Annotated in this window: 16 protein-coding genes; 11 read left to right on the top strand and 5 right to left on the bottom strand. The window is 59.3% G+C overall.

The features are described 5' to 3' along the window. Window positions 1-67: 67 nt before the first annotated feature. Window positions 68-958, top strand: coding sequence for a LysR family transcriptional regulator (locus tag GSR16_RS09940; RefSeq protein ID WP_159876950.1), 891 nt, complete (start codon window positions 68-70; stop codon window positions 956-958). A gap of 326 nt (window positions 959-1,284) precedes the next feature. Then, window positions 1,285-1,659, top strand: coding sequence for a hypothetical protein (locus tag GSR16_RS09935; protein ID WP_159876948.1), 375 nt, complete (start codon window positions 1,285-1,287; stop codon window positions 1,657-1,659). A 21-nt stretch (window positions 1,660-1,680) separates the two neighbouring features. Here the strand turns inward: GSR16_RS09935 and GSR16_RS09930 are convergent, their stop codons facing one another. Then, complete coding sequence (locus tag GSR16_RS09930; protein WP_159876946.1) at window positions 1,681-2,580, bottom strand: LysR family transcriptional regulator; 900 nt, start codon at window positions 2,578-2,580, stop codon at window positions 1,681-1,683. Between the two features lie 184 nt (window positions 2,581-2,764). On the opposite strand from GSR16_RS09930, the gene GSR16_RS09925 reads away from it, so the two are divergent. Next, window positions 2,765-3,187, top strand: a complete 423-nt coding sequence (locus GSR16_RS09925; protein ID WP_205677540.1) for a (R)-mandelonitrile lyase — start codon at window positions 2,765-2,767, stop codon at window positions 3,185-3,187. 46 nt (window positions 3,188-3,233) lie between these two features. Here the strand turns inward: GSR16_RS09925 and GSR16_RS09920 are convergent, their stop codons facing one another. Both GSR16_RS09920 and GSR16_RS09915 read right to left on the bottom strand, forming a co-directional pair. Beyond that, window positions 3,234-4,169 (bottom strand): helix-turn-helix domain-containing protein, encoded by a 936-nt coding sequence (locus GSR16_RS09920; RefSeq protein ID WP_159876944.1) that lies wholly within the window; start codon window positions 4,167-4,169, stop codon window positions 3,234-3,236. Between the two features lie 14 nt (window positions 4,170-4,183). Then, window positions 4,184-4,333, bottom strand: a complete 150-nt coding sequence (locus GSR16_RS09915) for a hypothetical protein (protein ID WP_159876942.1) — start codon at window positions 4,331-4,333, stop codon at window positions 4,184-4,186. A 219-nt stretch (window positions 4,334-4,552) separates the two neighbouring features. Between GSR16_RS09915 and GSR16_RS09910 the strand changes: the two genes are divergently transcribed. Beyond that, on the top strand, window positions 4,553-5,539 hold the full coding sequence (locus GSR16_RS09910) for an HD-GYP domain-containing protein (protein ID WP_159876940.1): 987 nt from the start codon (window positions 4,553-4,555) through the stop codon (window positions 5,537-5,539). Window positions 5,540-5,672: 133 nt separating this feature from the next. Here the strand turns inward: GSR16_RS09910 and GSR16_RS09905 are convergent, their stop codons facing one another. Beyond that, window positions 5,673-5,981: a hypothetical protein gene (locus GSR16_RS09905; RefSeq protein WP_159876938.1), complete on the bottom strand. Its 309-nt coding sequence runs from the start codon at window positions 5,979-5,981 to the stop codon at window positions 5,673-5,675. An 89-nt stretch (window positions 5,982-6,070) separates the two neighbouring features. Then, window positions 6,071-7,522: an aminotransferase-like domain-containing protein gene (locus GSR16_RS09900; RefSeq protein ID WP_159876936.1), complete on the bottom strand. Its 1,452-nt coding sequence runs from the start codon at window positions 7,520-7,522 to the stop codon at window positions 6,071-6,073. A 305-nt stretch (window positions 7,523-7,827) separates the two neighbouring features. Here GSR16_RS09900 and GSR16_RS09895 point away from each other — a divergent pair, with 305 nt between their 5' ends. The 7 genes from GSR16_RS09895 to GSR16_RS09865 all read left to right on the top strand — a co-directional run bounded on the left by GSR16_RS09895 (window position 7,828) and on the right by GSR16_RS09865 (window position 16,246). Next, complete coding sequence (locus tag GSR16_RS09895) at window positions 7,828-10,155, top strand: FdhF/YdeP family oxidoreductase (protein WP_159876934.1); 2,328 nt, start codon at window positions 7,828-7,830, stop codon at window positions 10,153-10,155. Between the two features lie 67 nt (window positions 10,156-10,222). Continuing rightward, on the top strand, window positions 10,223-11,617 hold the full coding sequence (locus tag GSR16_RS09890; RefSeq protein WP_159876932.1) for a cytochrome ubiquinol oxidase subunit I: 1,395 nt from the start codon (window positions 10,223-10,225) through the stop codon (window positions 11,615-11,617). A 33-nt stretch (window positions 11,618-11,650) separates the two neighbouring features. Continuing rightward, window positions 11,651-12,637, top strand: a complete 987-nt coding sequence (locus GSR16_RS09885; RefSeq protein WP_159876930.1) for a cytochrome d ubiquinol oxidase subunit II — start codon at window positions 11,651-11,653, stop codon at window positions 12,635-12,637. 30 nt (window positions 12,638-12,667) lie between these two features. Next, window positions 12,668-12,952 (top strand): helix-turn-helix domain-containing protein, encoded by a 285-nt coding sequence (locus tag GSR16_RS09880; RefSeq protein WP_205677539.1) that lies wholly within the window; start codon window positions 12,668-12,670, stop codon window positions 12,950-12,952. Between the two features lie 173 nt (window positions 12,953-13,125). After that, the gene (gene moaA, locus GSR16_RS09875) at window positions 13,126-14,151 is read left to right on the top strand and encodes a GTP 3',8-cyclase MoaA (RefSeq protein ID WP_205677538.1); all 1,026 of its coding nucleotides are present in this window, start codon (window positions 13,126-13,128) and stop codon (window positions 14,149-14,151) included. Between the two features lie 9 nt (window positions 14,152-14,160). Beyond that, window positions 14,161-14,985, top strand: a complete 825-nt coding sequence (fdhD, locus tag GSR16_RS09870; protein WP_240902641.1) for a formate dehydrogenase accessory sulfurtransferase FdhD — start codon at window positions 14,161-14,163, stop codon at window positions 14,983-14,985. A 370-nt stretch (window positions 14,986-15,355) separates the two neighbouring features. Next, complete coding sequence (locus GSR16_RS09865; protein ID WP_159876926.1) at window positions 15,356-16,246, top strand: bestrophin family protein; 891 nt, start codon at window positions 15,356-15,358, stop codon at window positions 16,244-16,246. Window positions 16,247-16,260 lie beyond the last annotated feature (14 nt).

Raw genomic sequence — 16,260 nt, 5'->3', positions numbered from 1 at the left:
GCACTATGCCCGCCATCGCTTGTTCGGTAAAATACATTAATATTGACAAATCAATCTATTAAACAGAATGATAAATCGCCTCAACTATCACCACCTGTATTATTTCTGGCGCGTGGCGGCAGAAGGCCATCTGACGCGCACCGCCGAGCGGCTGCATATATCGCAATCGGCGCTGTCGGCGCAGATCCGCCAGCTGGAAGAACAACTAGGCATGCCGCTGTTTCTGCGCGAAGGCAAAAAACTGCTGCTGACTGAAATGGGCGCATCGGTGCTGCGCTATGCCGAGGCCATTTTTGCGCTGGGTAACGAGCTGCTGGCCACCACCACCAGCCAGGATGCCGGCCAGGGCGGCCAGCTACGCATTGGTAGCGTCTCCACCCTGTCACGCAATTTTCTGGAAGGCTTTCTGCACCCGGTGCTGGGGCGGCAGTCGGTAAAACTCAATCTGGAGGCGGGAGGGCTGGATGAGTTGCTTGGCCGGCTGGCGGCTTTTGAGCTGGATGTGGTGCTGAGCAATCGCCCGGTGATTGCCGATGACAAGCACCCGTGGCGTTGCCGCACGCTGGCGCGGCAGGAGGTGTGCCTGATCGGCCCGCCCGGCCTGGTGCAAGGGCCGTTCGATTTGCCGCAGATATTGCGCCAGCAACTACTGATGGTGCCCAGTGCCAAGAGCGAAATCCGCGTGCGCTTTGACCTCTTGTGCGAAAAACTGGGTATAGAACCGCGTATCCGTGCAGAAGTGGACGATATGGCCACCTTGCGTCTGCTGGCGCGCGATGCCGGTGCGGTGGCGCTGATTCCGGCCATTGTGGTCAAGGATGAACTGGGCAAGGGATTGCTGGAAAAGTACGGCTCGGTGCAGGGCGTGGAGGAAACCTTCTATGCCATCACCGTACGCCGCCGTTTTGAAGCACCACACCTGAAGGAGCTGTTCCAGCTGTTTGCCATGCCAAGCTGAATCAGCCATTGGCACCGCTCGGTGCCGTGCATTTCCATTTTCTTGGAAATGGCAGGCGGCTATATGGCGGATGTAATCGGCATCAATACCGTCAATGTGCTGCCTGAATTTTGCAGGACGGGGCTAAGCGGGGTGTGGTTATTGGTAATGTAAGATTGGGTAAATAAAGTTATTGATGTTTAAATTTGCCATTACATTATTAATGAATTTCCATGCAGGCAGTGCAGGTTAACTGCCTGTAAACATCTTGAGTCAAACCCGCTTTTCAGTTGCCCATCCTCATGCGTCATTTGAAGACCGCACGCCTGCTTATTTGTTGTATTGCCATGAATTATGGTCTGGCCGCCACAGTGCGGGCGCAGGCCGCGCCACTGTACTGGCAATGCAGCGACCAGTGCGAACAAAATGCCGAAATGGAAAACAAGCCGGTACACAAGGAAAAAAACGGCAATCTTTCCGTCTGGTGGAGTGTCAACTTTGCCCTTGGAGGTAGTGCGGTGCACAGTGCGGAAGTGATGACCGAACTGGATTGTCTGGCTGGCTTGGGACGGGACCGTGCGATTGTGTATTTTGAACAGCCCAGGCTGGCGGGCGGGGTCAAGGGCTTCAGCATTGACAATGGCTGGTACACCTTGAATACACAGCGTTTCAATGACTTCCTGCTCAAGGTTTGCAGTGCGCACACTGCGTTGGCTGATTGAACGCGCGACGCGTTGTTGCACTCAGTCCGGCCCGCGATAGCGCAAGGCGTTCAGCACCAGTGCAAAAGCAGGCGAGGGCTGATGCCGGTGCGGGTAGTACAGGTGGTAACCGGAGAACAGCGGCCAGTAATCCTGCAACACAGCACACAATGCACCGCTTGCCAGGTCAGCCTGAACCATGTCTTCAGGCAGATAGGCCAGGCCGTGGCCATCCCGCGCCGCTGTCAGCATCTGGCCGGTGGTATTGAATACCAGCTGGCCTTCCACTCTGGTTTCCACTGTTCTGCCATCCTGCACGAATTCCCAGGCATACAGCCCGCCGTGCGTTGGCAGCCGCAGATTGATGCAGCGATGCGCGGCCAGATCCTGCGGTAGCTTTGGCAGACTGCGCCCGGCCAGATAAGCGGGGGATCCCACCACGGCCATGCGGTAGTCCGGGCCGATGCGGGCGGCAATCATGTCGCCATTCACCTGGCCGCCGCTACGCACACCGGCATCGAAGCGTTCGGTCACGATATCCACCAGCGCGTAGTCGATGCTGATTTCCAAGTGTATGTCCGGATAGTCATGCAACAACTGGCGCAGGCGCGGCCACAACACACTGTCGGCTGCATGGTCGTGGGTGGTAATGCGCACTGTGCCTGCCGGTTTTTCCTTCAGTTCACTCAGGGTGGCCAGCGCGGATTCGATATTGTCGTAGCTGTCGGCAATGCGCGCCAGCAGATGCTCGCCAGCCTCGCTGGGGCTGACACCGCGCGTGCTGCGGGTGAGCAGACGCACACCCAGCCTCTCCTCCAGTACTCGTATGGAATGGCTGAGCGCGGACTGCGATACGCCAAGCTGCGATGCCGCCCGGGTAAAACTGCGCTCGCGCGCGACCAGCAGAAAGGTTTGCAGGCTGTTGTAATCGGTGCGGGCCATTAATGAAAACACCTCATGCAGATGGGCGGTTTTTGCAAAATATCACAAAGACTGATGAGCTGCATTCATAAGGGTATGCCATGCAAGAGACCTACCACCAGCAGGCGGGCGGGCCTAGAGTGATACTGCCGCTGTCAATATCGTTGCCAGCCGGCATTATTTGAACTTGCCAAGGAGCAGAACCATGGATTTGCATATCAGCCGCGCGGGCAGTCAGCCCGCCATGCATGGGCCGGCGGAATGGTTTACCGGCCAGGTCAGGGTGGACATGTTGTTCCAGCCGCAGGAGCCGGCGCGGGCATCCGGTGCCAGCGTTACGTTCGAGCCGGGTGCTCGTACCGCCTGGCATACCCACCCGCGGGGGCAGACCTTGCTGGTCACTGCCGGCTGTGGCCTGATTTGCCGCTGGGGTGGAGAAACCCAGGTCATCCGTCCCGGCGATGTGGTATGGATACCCGCTGGCCTCAAGCACTGGCATGGTGCCACGACCAGTACGGCCATGACACATATTGCGATTCAGGAGCAGGAAAACGGCGTTGCCGCTCACTGGGCGGAACCGGTCAGTGACAGCCAGTATCAACAAGCGCAGCCCGTGGCGCTGCTGTAAATATCATTACGCTTTGCTGGGTGAGCGCAATGTCACGCTGGCCTGCTTACTCTGGCAACGCGTCTTTTGCCGTCTGCTGCCGGTAATGGTGCTGGTGCTGATGGCAAAAGCCCCACATCCGGTACGGCCAGAAGGCTTCGTGGCTGATGATGTGGCCGCGCAGTGCCTCTGGGCTGTAGCCGGTTAGTGCCTTGACCTGACGGCACAGGTGGGACTGGTCGGCATAGCCGCTTTTGCTGGCGATGTCCGACCAGTTGGTGTTTTCTTCCAGGCTGGAAATGGCCAGTTCAAACAGAACCTGCTCGGCCCGGCCTATGCCGCGTAGTTCGCGCAGCGGGCGGCCGGTCCAGCTTTTTATGCGCCGCTCCACCTGACGCACGCTTTTGCCCAGGCTGGAGGTGGCGGCGTGGGTGGTCAGGTATTGCACCCAGTCTTTCAGAATCCAGTTTTCGTTCTTGTTGCGCTGTTTGTGGTGTTGCCAGCGCGGCTGCAAAAAGCGCAGCACCAGCTCGATGCGCGTCTTGTCATCAGGAGCCTGTTGCACTGCCTGGCACCAGCTCATCCACTCTGCGTCCAGCAAGCCTTCCAGCGGTACAACCCGGTTCAGGTAATCCAGTGGCGTAATGCCGGTGAGTGCAGCAAAGGCATCCGGCAACAACACCAGGGCAAATGAATGGCAGGCTGCCGGATTCCATGCGCTGTGCGGGCGGGTGGAGGGGGCCCACAGCGATAGGGCCGGGACGACGGTCCGTGTCCGGGAGCGGTCTTCCTGCTCACCGGGTGCCAGCAACTGGAACTCACCGCGGACAGTCCACAGCAAAATGCAGCCTGGGTTGACCGGGAAACGGTTGAACCGCTGCTCCTTACTGAGCGGCACACCGCTGGTGTCGCGCATCATGATGGCGCGAATGCAGGATGCCATGGCTGGCGGCGGCAGCCAGAGTTCGTTTCTGGCATTGCTGATCGGGGCGTGAACCACCATGTCGGGCCTTGTTGTCATTGGGGCATGTATTTTTGATTTCTCTGGCTGGTCGGCATCTTACCCGTAGTAAGCGTTGTTTTTACATTGAAATCCGCTTTTTCCTGCTGCAGTCCGGCGGTATGCGCTTGTTGGTCACGGCGTGGCAGGATGTCGTTTTCGTTCAATACCGATGACCGATAGCTGATTAGCATGCCCGGCAAGCCCTGATGGGCAGTCGGGTGGCAATGGTTGCTGCCTGGTGAGCGGGGATGTGGATGGTATTGAAAGCAGGAGCGGGCGGCAGTCGGGCGCAATGGGACTTTCCGGCAGGGCTGATGGCGTGCCACGGGAATGGTGCAGACTGCTTGCCCGCAATGAGCCTGCCAGGCAGGACAGAAAAAAACATGGCCTATCCGGATTTCAAGGCCGGTCTGGCTGCCGAACTGGCCATGGCACACCGTGGGCTGCTGGCGGTCAAATGCCTGTTTGATCGGCTGAGGGCGGATGCAGGCAGGAAATCATCGGTATCTCTGCATGATATCCGCGGTGTGGTGGGCTGCCTGTATGCGTCCTTGCTGCGCAATCAGGATGCTTTGCTGCTGCTGTTGTTCTGTCGTGAAGTGGAAAAAGACTACTACAGCCACTCTGCTGCGGTATCTGTGCTGCTGATGCTGTATCGCATGCAGGGTGGTGCCAGCGCCATGGCGGTGACTGATGCTGGCATCGGTGGTTTGATGCATGACGCCGGCAAGCTGTTTGTGCCGACAGCCATCCTCAACAAGCCAGGCACACAGCCCGCCGACGCGTATGCCGCGGCGCGGCATCATGTGGTGTGCGGCGTGGATTTTTTGCAAAACGTGCTGGGTTTGCAGGGGGATCAACTGCTACCGGCACAAGAACATCACGAGCGCTTTGATGGCTCTGCCTATCCGGTGGCCCGGTCTGGTCATGCCATTTCTGAGCTTGGCCAGATGACGGCAATTGTCGATGTCTACGATGCGCTGGCGGCAGAACGCTGCCACCACCAGCGCACGCCGGTGCGCCATGTGCTGTCTTATTTGCTGGCACGCAAGGGCAGCGACTTCAATCCACGGCTGGTGGATGTCTTCATCGGCATCGTCGGCCACTTTCCCATCGGCTCGCTGGTGCAGCTGGAAAACGGCCATTGCGGCGTGGTGGTGGGGCGCAGTCGACAGGCGCGGGCCTTGCCGTATGTCATCGGATACAACCCGTCCGCCTGCTTGTGCACCCCGCCAAGCTTCAGCCCGCACCAGATCCGCCATCCCAGCCGGGTGCGGCATCTGCTGAGCGAGCGCAGGGCAGGGCAGGACTGGACACCCGTGCACTGGTGTCGCGCTGGCTGCAGGCGGATTTTTCCATGTTGTCACTAGCCGGTGATGGTGTCTGACAAAGATGCCCGCGACCATGCTGTCAGAGGCGAGCCGTCCAAGGCCGCCCATGTGGCTGTTCAAACAGGATGGCCGTAATCGGGCGCACTGTCTGGATGTAACCTGAGCGTCAGATTCAGGCCGGGCTATCAGGCAGCTTGTCGTCAGCCGGCGGCTGGGCCGGAATGATTTTCCAGCCATTGGCGCAGGCCTGTACGTGCGGGTAGAACATCTTGCTCTGCGCGCAGTAATACCAGAAGGCCGGCTTGGGTTTGGGAGACACCATTTGCGGCTCTTCCGCTGCCGGACTGCATTGCTGTTGTGCTTGCATGCCGTGGCTACCGGGTTTGCCACCCTGGTCCGGGCCGGGCATGTCTCCCATGCCCTGGGCCTGACAGTAGCCGGCCAGCAAGGTGAGTGCCGGGATTAAACGTGAAATCTGCATCGTGTTCTCGCCTGGTTGAGTGCAGCACATCGTAATCAGATGCTGCAGGCGGCAACAGCGCAGGAAAGGTAATTTATTGTCAGGCGGTGCTAAGGATGCGGCGCATCGGGCTGACGGTAGTTGGCGATGATCTTGCCCAGGGTGATGATGGCGGCCTCGATGTCGCTATCCCAGGGATAGCTGTAATTCAGGCGGATACAATTGGTGAAATTACCGGTATTGGAAAAGATATTACCCGGGCCGATGGTGATTTTTCGTTCCAGTGCATCGTTATACAGGCGCATGGCGTCGATATGGGGTGGTAATTGCACCCACAGCAGATAACCGCCTTCTGGCTCGGAAATAATGCAATCAGACGGGAAAAAGCGTTTGACCACGCTGCTGATTATTCTTGATTGCTGCTGGTATATTTTTCTGAGCCTGCGCAGGTGCTGGTCGTAACCGCCCTGGGTCAGGTATTCGGCAATCGCCATTTGAGGAATGGCCGAGGTGCTCAAGGTATTGACGAATTTCAGGTTTTCCACTTTGTCCCGGTAACGGCCCGGCATGGCCCAGCCTATGCGAAAAGCCGATGACAGGGTTTTGGAAAAAGACGAGCAGTGCAGCACATAGCCCTCGGTGTCGTATTTCTTCAGGGAGGATGGCGGGGTGTCGGCATAATACAGCTCGTTATATACCGCGCTTTCAATAATCGGCTTTCTGGCCCGCGTCATCAGCGCCACCAGCTTTTTCTTGTTCTCCTCCGGCATCACGATGCCCAGCGGATTGTGAAAATTGGGCATTACCATGCAGGCGGCAATCTTTTCTGATTCCAGAATGCTGGCCAGATAGTCCACGTCCATGCCGGTTTTGTGACTGGTGGGTATTTCAATCGCTCGCATGCCCATGCGTTCGATCGCATGCAGGATGGCGTAATAGGTCGGCGATTCCACCGCAATGGTATCGCCCGGCCTGGCCACCGCCTGCAGGCAGAGATTCAGCGCCTCGGTGGCACCAACGGTAATGATGATTTCATTGGGGTCCACCAGCAGGCCGTTAAGGAAATAGCGACCGGCAATCTGGCGGATCAGGTTGATATTGCCGGGAGGCAGGTCATCCAGCACCCCCCAGCTATTGCTTTTGCGGGCGACATTATTGGCCAGATGGCTCAGCCGCGTCAGCGGAAACGGGCTGGAATCGGGATAGGGCGAGCCCAGTGGCACGGCGTCATTCCGGCTGATGGTTTTCAGGGTGCGCAATACCAGCTGGCTGATTTCCACATTGCTGGCAACCGGAGGCGGCTTCAGCCTGGCGGGGCTGTCTGTATCTGCTGTAAGCGTATGCGTGCCATGGCTGCTCTTGCGCACAAAGTAGCCGGACTGCGGCCGGCTTTCGATAATGCCGCGACTTTCCAGCAACGAATAGGCCTTCAGCACCGTGGTGATACTGATATTGCGCTGCTGGCTTAGCTGCCGTACCGACGGCACCTTGTCACCGGCCTTGAGCATGCCGGCGGCAAGGTGTTCTTCCAGCTCTCCAGCCAGTTGTTCATACATTTTCATGTACTGCTGCCTCGTGAAATCCGTATTTTTTTGCTATTGCCCGGCAAGTGCAGCCATCAAGATCATCCGTGGCTGGCCGGTGCGGGCCGCATGATGGCAAGGATGGAAGAAATTGGCAATCCGGTTGCTATCATCCTGTTGCCGGTCGGGTCTTTGATGCAGATCAAACTGTACTCTGTGATATAGCAGGGATGTGTACACTTTTGCCCGCTGTCTTAGCCCCTAAGCTCTGACCCATGCAAAACGCCGCAGGACATGGCCCGATTTCCGGGTTTTGCCGCTGCGCAGATCATGGAAGTCAGCTCATGGACAAGTCGAACCCACCGGGAAAAATTGCGCCCTACCATCACCCCGCCGCAGGCTGGGGAGCGCTGAAATACGTGGCCATCAACCTGATCAAGGAGCGGGTGGCCGGCGGCAATTACCGCATGCTGTTCAAGCAGAATCAGGCAGACGGTTTTGACTGCCCCGGCTGTGCCTGGCCGGACCGCCAGCACGCCTCCACCTTCGAATTCTGTGAAAACGGGGTCAAGGCCGTGGCGGCAGAAGCCACCACCAAGCGGGTGACACCGGCCTTCTTTGCCGAGCACACCGTAGACGCGCTGATGGCCCAGACCGATTACGAGCTGGAACAGCATGGCCGCCTGACCGACCCCATGGTGTACGACCCGGCCAGCGACAAATACGTCCCCATTGCCTGGCAGCAGGCATTCGAACTGGTGGCCAGCCATCTGCAGCGCCTGCCATCAGCCGACCAGGCCGCCTTTTACACCTCGGGCCGTGCCAGCAACGAAGCCGCCTTCCTCTATCAGCTGTTTGTGCGCATGTATGGCACCAACAACTTTCCCGATTGTTCCAATATGTGCCACGAGGCCACCAGCCGCGGACTGCCCGGCACGGTGGGTGTGGGCAAGGGCACGGTGACGCTGGATGATTTCGAGCAGGCCGACACCATCATCATCTTTGGCCAGAACCCGGCCACCAATCATCCGCGCATGCTGGGCGAGCTGCGGGAAGCTGCCCGTCGCGGCGCGGTGATCGTGTCGGTCAACCCGCTGCGCGAGCGCGGGCTCGAGCGTTTTGCCAGCCCGCAGCATCCGGTGGAAATGATCACCATGGGCAGCACGCCCATTGCTTCCACCTTTATCCAGCCCAGGCTGGGCGGCGACTTTGCCCTGATCAAGGGCGTGGCCAAGTATGTGATCGAGCGCGACGACCTGGCGCAGGCCAATGGCACGGCGCGCATTGTGGATGTGGATTTCATCCGTCAGCACACCCTGGGTTTCGAGGCGTTTGCCGAGGACCTGCGCCGGGAAGACTGGGCGCTGCTGGAGGCCGAGTCCGGCGTGGCACGCGCCGAAATCGAAAATCTGGGCCGCATCTATGTGGCCGGAAAACGGGTGATTGCCACCTGGGGCATGGGCATTACCCAGCACAAGCATTCACTGCAGACGGTGCAGCTGCTGTCCAATCTGCTGATGCTGTGTGGCCATGTCGGGCGGGAAGGGGCCGGTATCTGCCCGGTGCGCGGGCATTCCAATGTGCAGGGCAACCGCACCGTGGGTATCGAGGAAAAACCGTCGGCGGCGTTTCTGGACAGTCTGGGCAAGGTGTTCCGGTTTGAACCGCCGCGCGCTCACGGCCTGGACGTGGTGGAAACCATCGCTCACATGCTGGAAGGCAAGGTGAAGGTGCTCATGGGGCTGGGCGGCAATTTCGCCATGGCCACGCCGGACACCCTGCGCACCTTCGATGGCCTGCGCGCCTGTGAACTGACCGTGCACATCACCACCAAGCTCAACCGCAGCCATCTGGTGCATGGCAAGGCGGCGCTGATCCTGCCCACGCTGGGTCGTACCGAAATCGACGACAGCAGCGGCGTGGCCCAGGGCATCACCGTGGAAGACTCCATGAGCATGGTGCACATTTCCTATGGCATGAATGCCCCGGCATCGCCAAACCTGCTGTCCGAGACGGCCATCATTGCCCATATCGCCCAGGCTACGCTGGGCGATGCGCGGGTTAACTGGCTGGCGATGGCTGGTGACTACGGCAAGATCCGTGATGCCATCGAGCAGGTGATTCCCGGTTTTGAACACTACAACGCCCGCATCCAGCAGCCCGGTGGTTTTCATCTGCGCGTGGCCTCGCGCGAGCGTGACTGGGAAACCGCCAGCGGCAAGGCCAATTTCATCGTGCATGCGGTGCAGCAGGACACGCCCATCCAGCGCGCCCGCCAGCAGCATGGCGAGCGCCTGATGACGCTGATGACCACTCGCTCGCACGACCAGTACAACACCACCATCTATGCGCTGGACGACCGTTATCGCGGTGTGTTTGGCCAGCGCCGCGTGGTGTTCATCAATCCGGCAGACATCGCCATGCTGGGCTTTGCCGATGGCGACTGGGTGGACATCAGCACTGTGTGGGACGACGGCATAGCGCGGCGTGCCAATTACTTCCGCCTGGTTGCGTATGACATCCCGCGTGGCTGTATTGCCGGCTATTACCCGGAAACCAATCCGCTGGTGCCGCTGGGCAGTGTGGGTGATGTCTGCAATACCCCCACCTCCAAATCCATACCGGTGTTGCTGCATCCTTCGGCCCCGCCACAGGCGCTGCCGGCATTCTGAACGCTTTCTTTAAATCGCAGCGGTCTGGCCGGGTAGGCGGGCTGCTGCATTGCAAATGGTGATTGTCATGCTTGTCGAATCCCTCAATCTGGCACGCGGTCAGTTTGCCCTGACAGCGCTATTCCACATTTTGTGGCCCATTCTCACCATCAGCCTGTCCGGTTTTCTGGTGGTGGTGGAAACCCTGTGGGTACGTACCAGCAATATTGTCTGGTATCACCACGCCCGCTTCTGGAGCAAGCTGCTGCTGCTCAATTTTGCCGTTGGCGTGGCCACCGGCATTCCGATGGAGTTTCAGTTTGGCACCAACTGGGGGCCGTTCTCCGAATATACCGGCCAGTTCTTTGGCAACATCCTGGGCTTTGAAGGTGCCATGGCCTTCATGCTGGAGGCCGGTTTCATCGGCATCATGATGTTTGGCTGGGAGCGTGTTTCGCGCCGCATGCATCTGTTTGCCACGGCCATGGTGGCCTTTGGCTCCTCGCTGTCGGCGTTCTGGATCATGGTGGCCAACTCCTGGCTGCAAACCCCGGCCGGCGTGGCCGTGGTAAACGGCAGGCTGGTGGTGACCGACTACATTGCCGCCATCTTCAACCCGGACATGGTATGGGGTGTGAGCCATATGTGGTTTGCCGCCATGGAAACCGGGCTGGTGGTGGTGGCCGGCATTTCCGCCTGGAAGCTGCTGCAGCGCCGCAATGTGGAATTCTTTGCCCGCTCCTTCCGGCTGGCGCTGCTGTTGCTGCTGATTGCCGCGCCGCTGCAGATCTGGCTGGGTGATTCCAGCGGAGTGGCTGTGTTTGAAACCCAGCCGGCCAAGGGCGCTGCCATCGAAGGCCATTGGCAAACCAATGCGCCGGGCACCGGTGCCAACTGGTCGCTGCTGGCCTGGCCCAATGCCGATACGCAGGCCAATGACTGGTCCATCGAGGTGCCGGGCATGCTCAGCCTGCTGGCCACCCATTCGTTGCACGGGCAGATCAAGGGCCTGCACGATATTCCCAAGGCAGATCAGCCACCCATGCTGCCCTTGCTGTATTACGCCTTCCGCCTGATGGCCGGCATCGGTTTCCTGTTCATGGTGCTGGCGTTCTGGACTGCCTGGGCGATGCGCCAGGCGCGTGGTCACCTGGATGTGCTGCTGGCTCAACGCAAGCTGCTGTGGGCCTGGGTGCTGGCCATTCCGCTGCCCTATGTCGCAGTGGAGTGCGGCTGGATAGTGCGTGAAGTGGGCCGCCAGCCGTGGACGGTGTACGGCATGCTGCGCACCGAGCATTCGGCCTCCGCCATTGCCCCGGCAGCACTTACCGGCAGCATGCTGATGTTCAGCGCCTTCTTTGTGGTGTTGCTGCTGTCCTTCTTTGTGTTTGCCCGCCGCTGGCTGCGTACCGGGCCGGACCTGAGCCTGCAGCCGCCGCAAGCCCGGATGGAGACTGGTCATGCGCATGGCATCGATTACTGATACCCCTTTTTTCACTATCCAGGAAACGATCAAATGACACCTACCTCCACACAGGACCTGCTGAGCCATGCCTGGTTCGGCATCATCGGCCTGATGCTCTTGCTGTATGTCGTTACCGATGGCTTTGACCTTGGCGTCGGCATCCTGTCGCTGTTCCGCCGCCGCCAGGAAGACCGCGATCTGATGATCCAGTCCATCGGCCACGTGTGGGACGCCAACGAAACCTGGCTGGTGGCACTGGGCGGCGCGCTGTTCGGTGCCTTTCCGCTGGCCTATTCCATGCTAATGACCCAGCTATATGTGCCGGTGATGGTGCTGATTGCCAGCTTCATGATGCGTGGCGCATCCATTGAGTTCCGCCATGTGGCGCATGGCAGCAAGGTGTTCTGGGACCGCGTGTTCGGCCTGGGCAGCCTGCTGGCGGCGCTGGCGCAGGGCCTGATTCTGGGCAGGGTGATCAGCGGGCTGGTGCCAGGGGTGGAGAGCGCCATCTTTGTGGCGGTCACCGCCATTGGCGTGGCTTCCGGCTACAGCCTGCTGGGTGCCACCTGGCTGGTGAAGAAAACAACTGGCCAGCTGCAGGGCAGTGCCCGACGCAGTGCCGTGGTGGCGGTGTGCACCACCGTGCTGGCGGCCATCGTGGTGTCGCTGGGGACGCTGTACTTCAGCCCGGTGGGCCTCAGCCAGTGGCAGGATAGCGGCATCCTGCACGTGCTGATGTTGCTGGGTGTACTGGCGGCGCTGGCCTTTGTCTACGTGCTGTATGCCATTTTCACCGGCGGCGAGCACAGCCCGTTTGCGGGGGCCTCGCTGCTGTTCACCGTTTCCTTTGCCGGGCTGGCCATCAGCCTGTTTCCGTGGCTGGTTCCGGGCAAGTTGAGCATTGCGGCGGCGGCATCCAACAGCGCCACGCTTACCTTCATGCTGTTGGGAATCGGCACGGTATTGCCCATCATGATTGGCTACAACCTGTACCAGTACCACCTGTTCCGCGGCAAGGTGGTACTGGTCAAGCACTGACAAGTTACGCCAGTGAACAGGGAGAACACCATGGCAGATCAACGCGCGCAGCCTGAAAACGGGCAGGGCATGGACGCAGCCCTGCTGGCCGTGCTGGAGCAGCTGTGGCGGGCTGCCGGCCAGGTCGGGCAGCAGCCCTGGTCGCTGGCGCGGCTGGCCAAGCAGTCTGGCCTGCCCATGAGCGTGCTGCGCCGCCAGTTGAGCTATCTGCAGGCGGCTGGGGTGGTGCAGCTGCAGCTGGGCGAGGATGGTCGCGGCAGCGCAGGGTTAAGCGCCGACGGTCTGGCGCTGTGCCGGGAAATGTTTGCCGGCTGACTGTAACCGTGCGGCTGGGCACCAACTGTACTGCCTGCGGCTTTGGCTGGCCGCTATATTGGCGGACATGGGCATGTGCCGCCGGTGTGTCGCACCGTCATCTGCCAAGGAGTAGTGAAGTGATCAGTGATCAATCAGAGCAAGCAGGGGAGGCGAAGTACGGCATGCCGACCATGGACACACTGCAGCGGCCATTGAAGGACCTGCGGCTATCGGTTATCGACAAGTGCAATTTCCGCTGCCCGTATTGCATGCCAAAGGAGGTGTTTGGCAAGGATTACCCCTTCCTGCCACATGCCCGGCTGATGTCGTTTGATGAAATGCAAAAGCTGGCACGCGCTTTTGTGGCCCTGGGGGTGGAAAAGATCCGCATCACCGGTGGCGAGCCCTTGGTGCGCAAGAACCTGGAGCAGCTGATTGAATCCCTGGCCAGACTGAAAACCCCGTCGGGTCGCGATGTATCCGTTTCCATGACCACCAATGGTGTATTGCTGGCTGCGCGGGCACAAGGGTTGAAGGATGCCGGGCTGGAGCGGGTTACCGTCAGCCTGGATGGGCTGGATGACCGGGTGTTCCGCCAGATGAATGATGCGGGTATCGGCGTCAAGGGTGTGCTGGATGGCATTGAGGCAGCCTGCAAGGCTGGACTGGCACCGGTCAAGGTGAATACCGTGGTGCAGAAGGGCCTGAACGACAGCCAGATCCTGCCGATTGCCGACTATTTCCGCCATAGCGGGGTCACCGTGCGTTTTATCGAATACATGGATGTTGGCGGAGCCGCCAACTGGAGCAGCACCAGCGTGCTGCATTCAGAACAGGTACGGGCGCTGATAAATCGGCGGCATGCCTTGCTGCCGGTGCCGCCGCAGCACGCCAGCGATACCGCGCGCTATTTTCGCTATGCCGATGGCGGCGGCGAGGTGGGCTTTATTTCCAGTGTGTCCCAGCCCTTCTGCGGCGATTGCACCCGTGCGCGCATCTCAGCCGATGGCCAGCTGTATACCTGTTTGTTTGCCAGCCGATCTCTTGACTTGCGGCCCATGCTGGGCGAGCACGTTGCACCAGAGGTGTTGATGGCCCGTATTGCAAATGCATGGCAGCGCCGCGACGACCAGTATTCCGAACTGCGTGGTGAGCAATATCGTAACCATGGCCGCAAGCAATACCCGACGGTGCGCATGTCGCTGGTGGGAGGCTAGATAATGCCCATGGAAAAGCATGACGCCATGCCGCAGGCTGCCGACCCGCTGGCTGGCAGCCGCTGGCTTGATGTCTGCCGCTATCGCGATGGCCATTACGGCAGGGAGCAGGACCAGGTGGCGGAAGAATGTCCGGTGGCGCTGGTGTTCAACGGTATTTCACATGCGGTAATGATGGCCACACCCATGGAGCTGGAGTACCTGGCCATCGGCTTTGCCCTGTCCGAGGGCATAGTGGCACGGCGGGAAGAAATCTATGCAGTGGAAGTGCTGCCGGCCTGCGAGGGCTTTAGCGTGCAGCTGGAGATTGCCCAGTCCGCCTTCATGGCCCTCAAGTCCAGACGGCGAGCGCTGGCAGGCCGTACCGGCTGTGGCATCTGCGGCATCGAAAGCCTGGAGATGCTGGATCTGAAGCCGGAACGGCTGCCGGCCCATCTGCCACCACTGGCGCTGGGCGCGCAGGCCATTGCCAGGGCCAGTGCCGGGCTGCGCCAGGCGCAGCAGCTGATGGAACACACTGGTGGCGTACATGCGGCGGCGTGGTGTGACCTGGCTGGCAATATTCTCCGCGTGCATGAGGATGTGGGCCGACACAATGCGCTGGACAAGCTGATTGGCTATCTTGCGGACCGTCGTGAGGATGTGCACGCCGGTTTTGTCTTCATGTCCAGCCGCGCCAGCTACGAGCTGGTGCGCAAGGCCGCACGCCTGCAATTGCCAGTGCTGGCCACCATTTCAGCCCCCACCACGCTGGCGGTGCAAATGGCAGAACGCTCCGGCATCAGCTTGCTGAGTTTTTGTCGCGGCAACGGATTTGTGCGTTACGGGAATTAAAAAAATGCAGATTAATGCGTGAATAAACTGCTTGGGTGAAGGCTGGTTTTAATTGAATGGCATTGCTTGCGGGCAATGCCATTTTTATTTGCACTGATATGTGCAGTTTTGCCGGCTAACTGTAATTGCTGAATCAGTGCCAACTGTGTTCTTTTTTAAATCAATAAACCAATAATATATCCCTGTTGCCGATAGCCGGGAGAGAAATGACGACACCTTGATTGCTTTTATTGTCACCATCCTCATATGTGGTTTTCTTCAGCTACCCCCAATTAGCTGTGGCGGAGAAATCCGCCATTTTTTATCTCCGGCAATATTTTTTATACCTGCCTGGCCGGATATGGTTTTATTGATTAAGCGAGATTGTTGAATGATTGTTCGTGCCGAAAAAAGCTGGCTCAAACTGTTGTTTGTGTGGGAAGGGTCCGTCCTCCGGCGCATCATTCCCCAGTTGCTGTTCATGGCCTGCGTCAGTGGCGTGGCATTACTGACGGACGGTCATGTATTTGGCGACAAGATTCCGCTCAATACCGTGCCCTTCACCCTGGTGGGGGTGGCGCTTACCATTTTCATGGCCTTTCGCAACAATGCTAGCTACGACCGCTACTGGGAGGCACGCAAGCTGTGGGGCCATTTGCTGATTGCCATCCGCGCGCTGGCTTCCATCGTGATTGCCATCCGTGCTGCCAATCCCTTGCTGGCTCCGCGCTGTGCAAAAATCATTGCCGACTTGCTGTTGTTGCCGGCCCTGCTCAAATGCCAGCTGCGTGGCGATGTGGTGGATGATGTGCGTTGTGCCGACAATGTCTACAAGCCTACCGTGCTGTGTCACCAAATCCGCAGCACGCTGTATGCGCTCAATGCCCAAGGGCTGCTGACCGATATGCAGCTGCTGGCCTGCGATGGCCAGATAGATGAAATCTTCAATGTCATTGGTGGCTGCGAGCGCATCAAGTCCACGCCGATTCCCTTTGTCTACTCGGTGCTGCTGCATCGCACCGTCTACATCTACTGCCTGTTCCTGCCTTTCGGTCTGGTGGACATCATCAGCTATGCCACGCCCTTCATCACGGTGTTTCTGTCCTACACGCTGTTTGCACTGGAATCCATTGCCAGCGAACTGGCTGACCCGTTTGCGCGCTCGCCCAACAGCCTGCCGCTGGATGCCATGACCCGCACCATAGAGCGTACGGTGCTGGAACTGGACGACAAGGCCATGCCTGCCGATTGGCAGGTGGGCAGCGACTACATTCTTACCTGACCATGCAAGCGAGC

Source organism: Aquitalea denitrificans, from assembly GCF_009856625.1.
GTDB lineage: Bacteria > Pseudomonadota > Gammaproteobacteria > Burkholderiales > Chromobacteriaceae > Aquitalea > Aquitalea denitrificans.
The sequence above is the reverse complement of the archived record's forward strand: the minus strand, read 5'-3'. Positions and strand labels throughout refer to the sequence as shown.

Bases quoted from the DNA above. Each gene is read 5' to 3' on its own strand.
- GSR16_RS09940 (WP_159876950.1), top strand. From the start codon at position 68: ATGATAAATCGCCTCAACTATCACCACCTGTATTATTTCTGGCGCGTG.
- GSR16_RS09935 (WP_159876948.1), top strand. From the start codon at position 1,285: ATGAATTATGGTCTGGCCGCCACAGTGCGGGCGCAGGCCGCGCCACTG.
- GSR16_RS09930 (WP_159876946.1), bottom strand. From the start codon at position 2,580: ATGGCCCGCACCGATTACAACAGCCTGCAAACCTTTCTGCTGGTCGCG.
- GSR16_RS09925 (WP_205677540.1), top strand. From the start codon at position 2,765: ATGGATTTGCATATCAGCCGCGCGGGCAGTCAGCCCGCCATGCATGGG.
- GSR16_RS09920 (WP_159876944.1), bottom strand. From the start codon at position 4,169: ATGGTGGTTCACGCCCCGATCAGCAATGCCAGAAACGAACTCTGGCTG.
- GSR16_RS09910 (WP_159876940.1), top strand. From the start codon at position 4,553: ATGGCCTATCCGGATTTCAAGGCCGGTCTGGCTGCCGAACTGGCCATG.
- GSR16_RS09905 (WP_159876938.1), bottom strand. From the start codon at position 5,981: ATGCAGATTTCACGTTTAATCCCGGCACTCACCTTGCTGGCCGGCTAC.
- GSR16_RS09900 (WP_159876936.1), bottom strand. From the start codon at position 7,522: ATGAAAATGTATGAACAACTGGCTGGAGAGCTGGAAGAACACCTTGCC.
- GSR16_RS09895 (WP_159876934.1), top strand. From the start codon at position 7,828: ATGGACAAGTCGAACCCACCGGGAAAAATTGCGCCCTACCATCACCCC.
- GSR16_RS09890 (WP_159876932.1), top strand. From the start codon at position 10,223: ATGCTTGTCGAATCCCTCAATCTGGCACGCGGTCAGTTTGCCCTGACA.
- GSR16_RS09885 (WP_159876930.1), top strand. From the start codon at position 11,651: ATGACACCTACCTCCACACAGGACCTGCTGAGCCATGCCTGGTTCGGC.
- GSR16_RS09880 (WP_205677539.1), top strand. From the start codon at position 12,668: ATGGCAGATCAACGCGCGCAGCCTGAAAACGGGCAGGGCATGGACGCA.
- moaA (WP_205677538.1), top strand. From the start codon at position 13,126: ATGGACACACTGCAGCGGCCATTGAAGGACCTGCGGCTATCGGTTATC.
- fdhD (WP_240902641.1), top strand. From the start codon at position 14,161: ATGGAAAAGCATGACGCCATGCCGCAGGCTGCCGACCCGCTGGCTGGC.
- GSR16_RS09865 (WP_159876926.1), top strand. From the start codon at position 15,356: ATGATTGTTCGTGCCGAAAAAAGCTGGCTCAAACTGTTGTTTGTGTGG.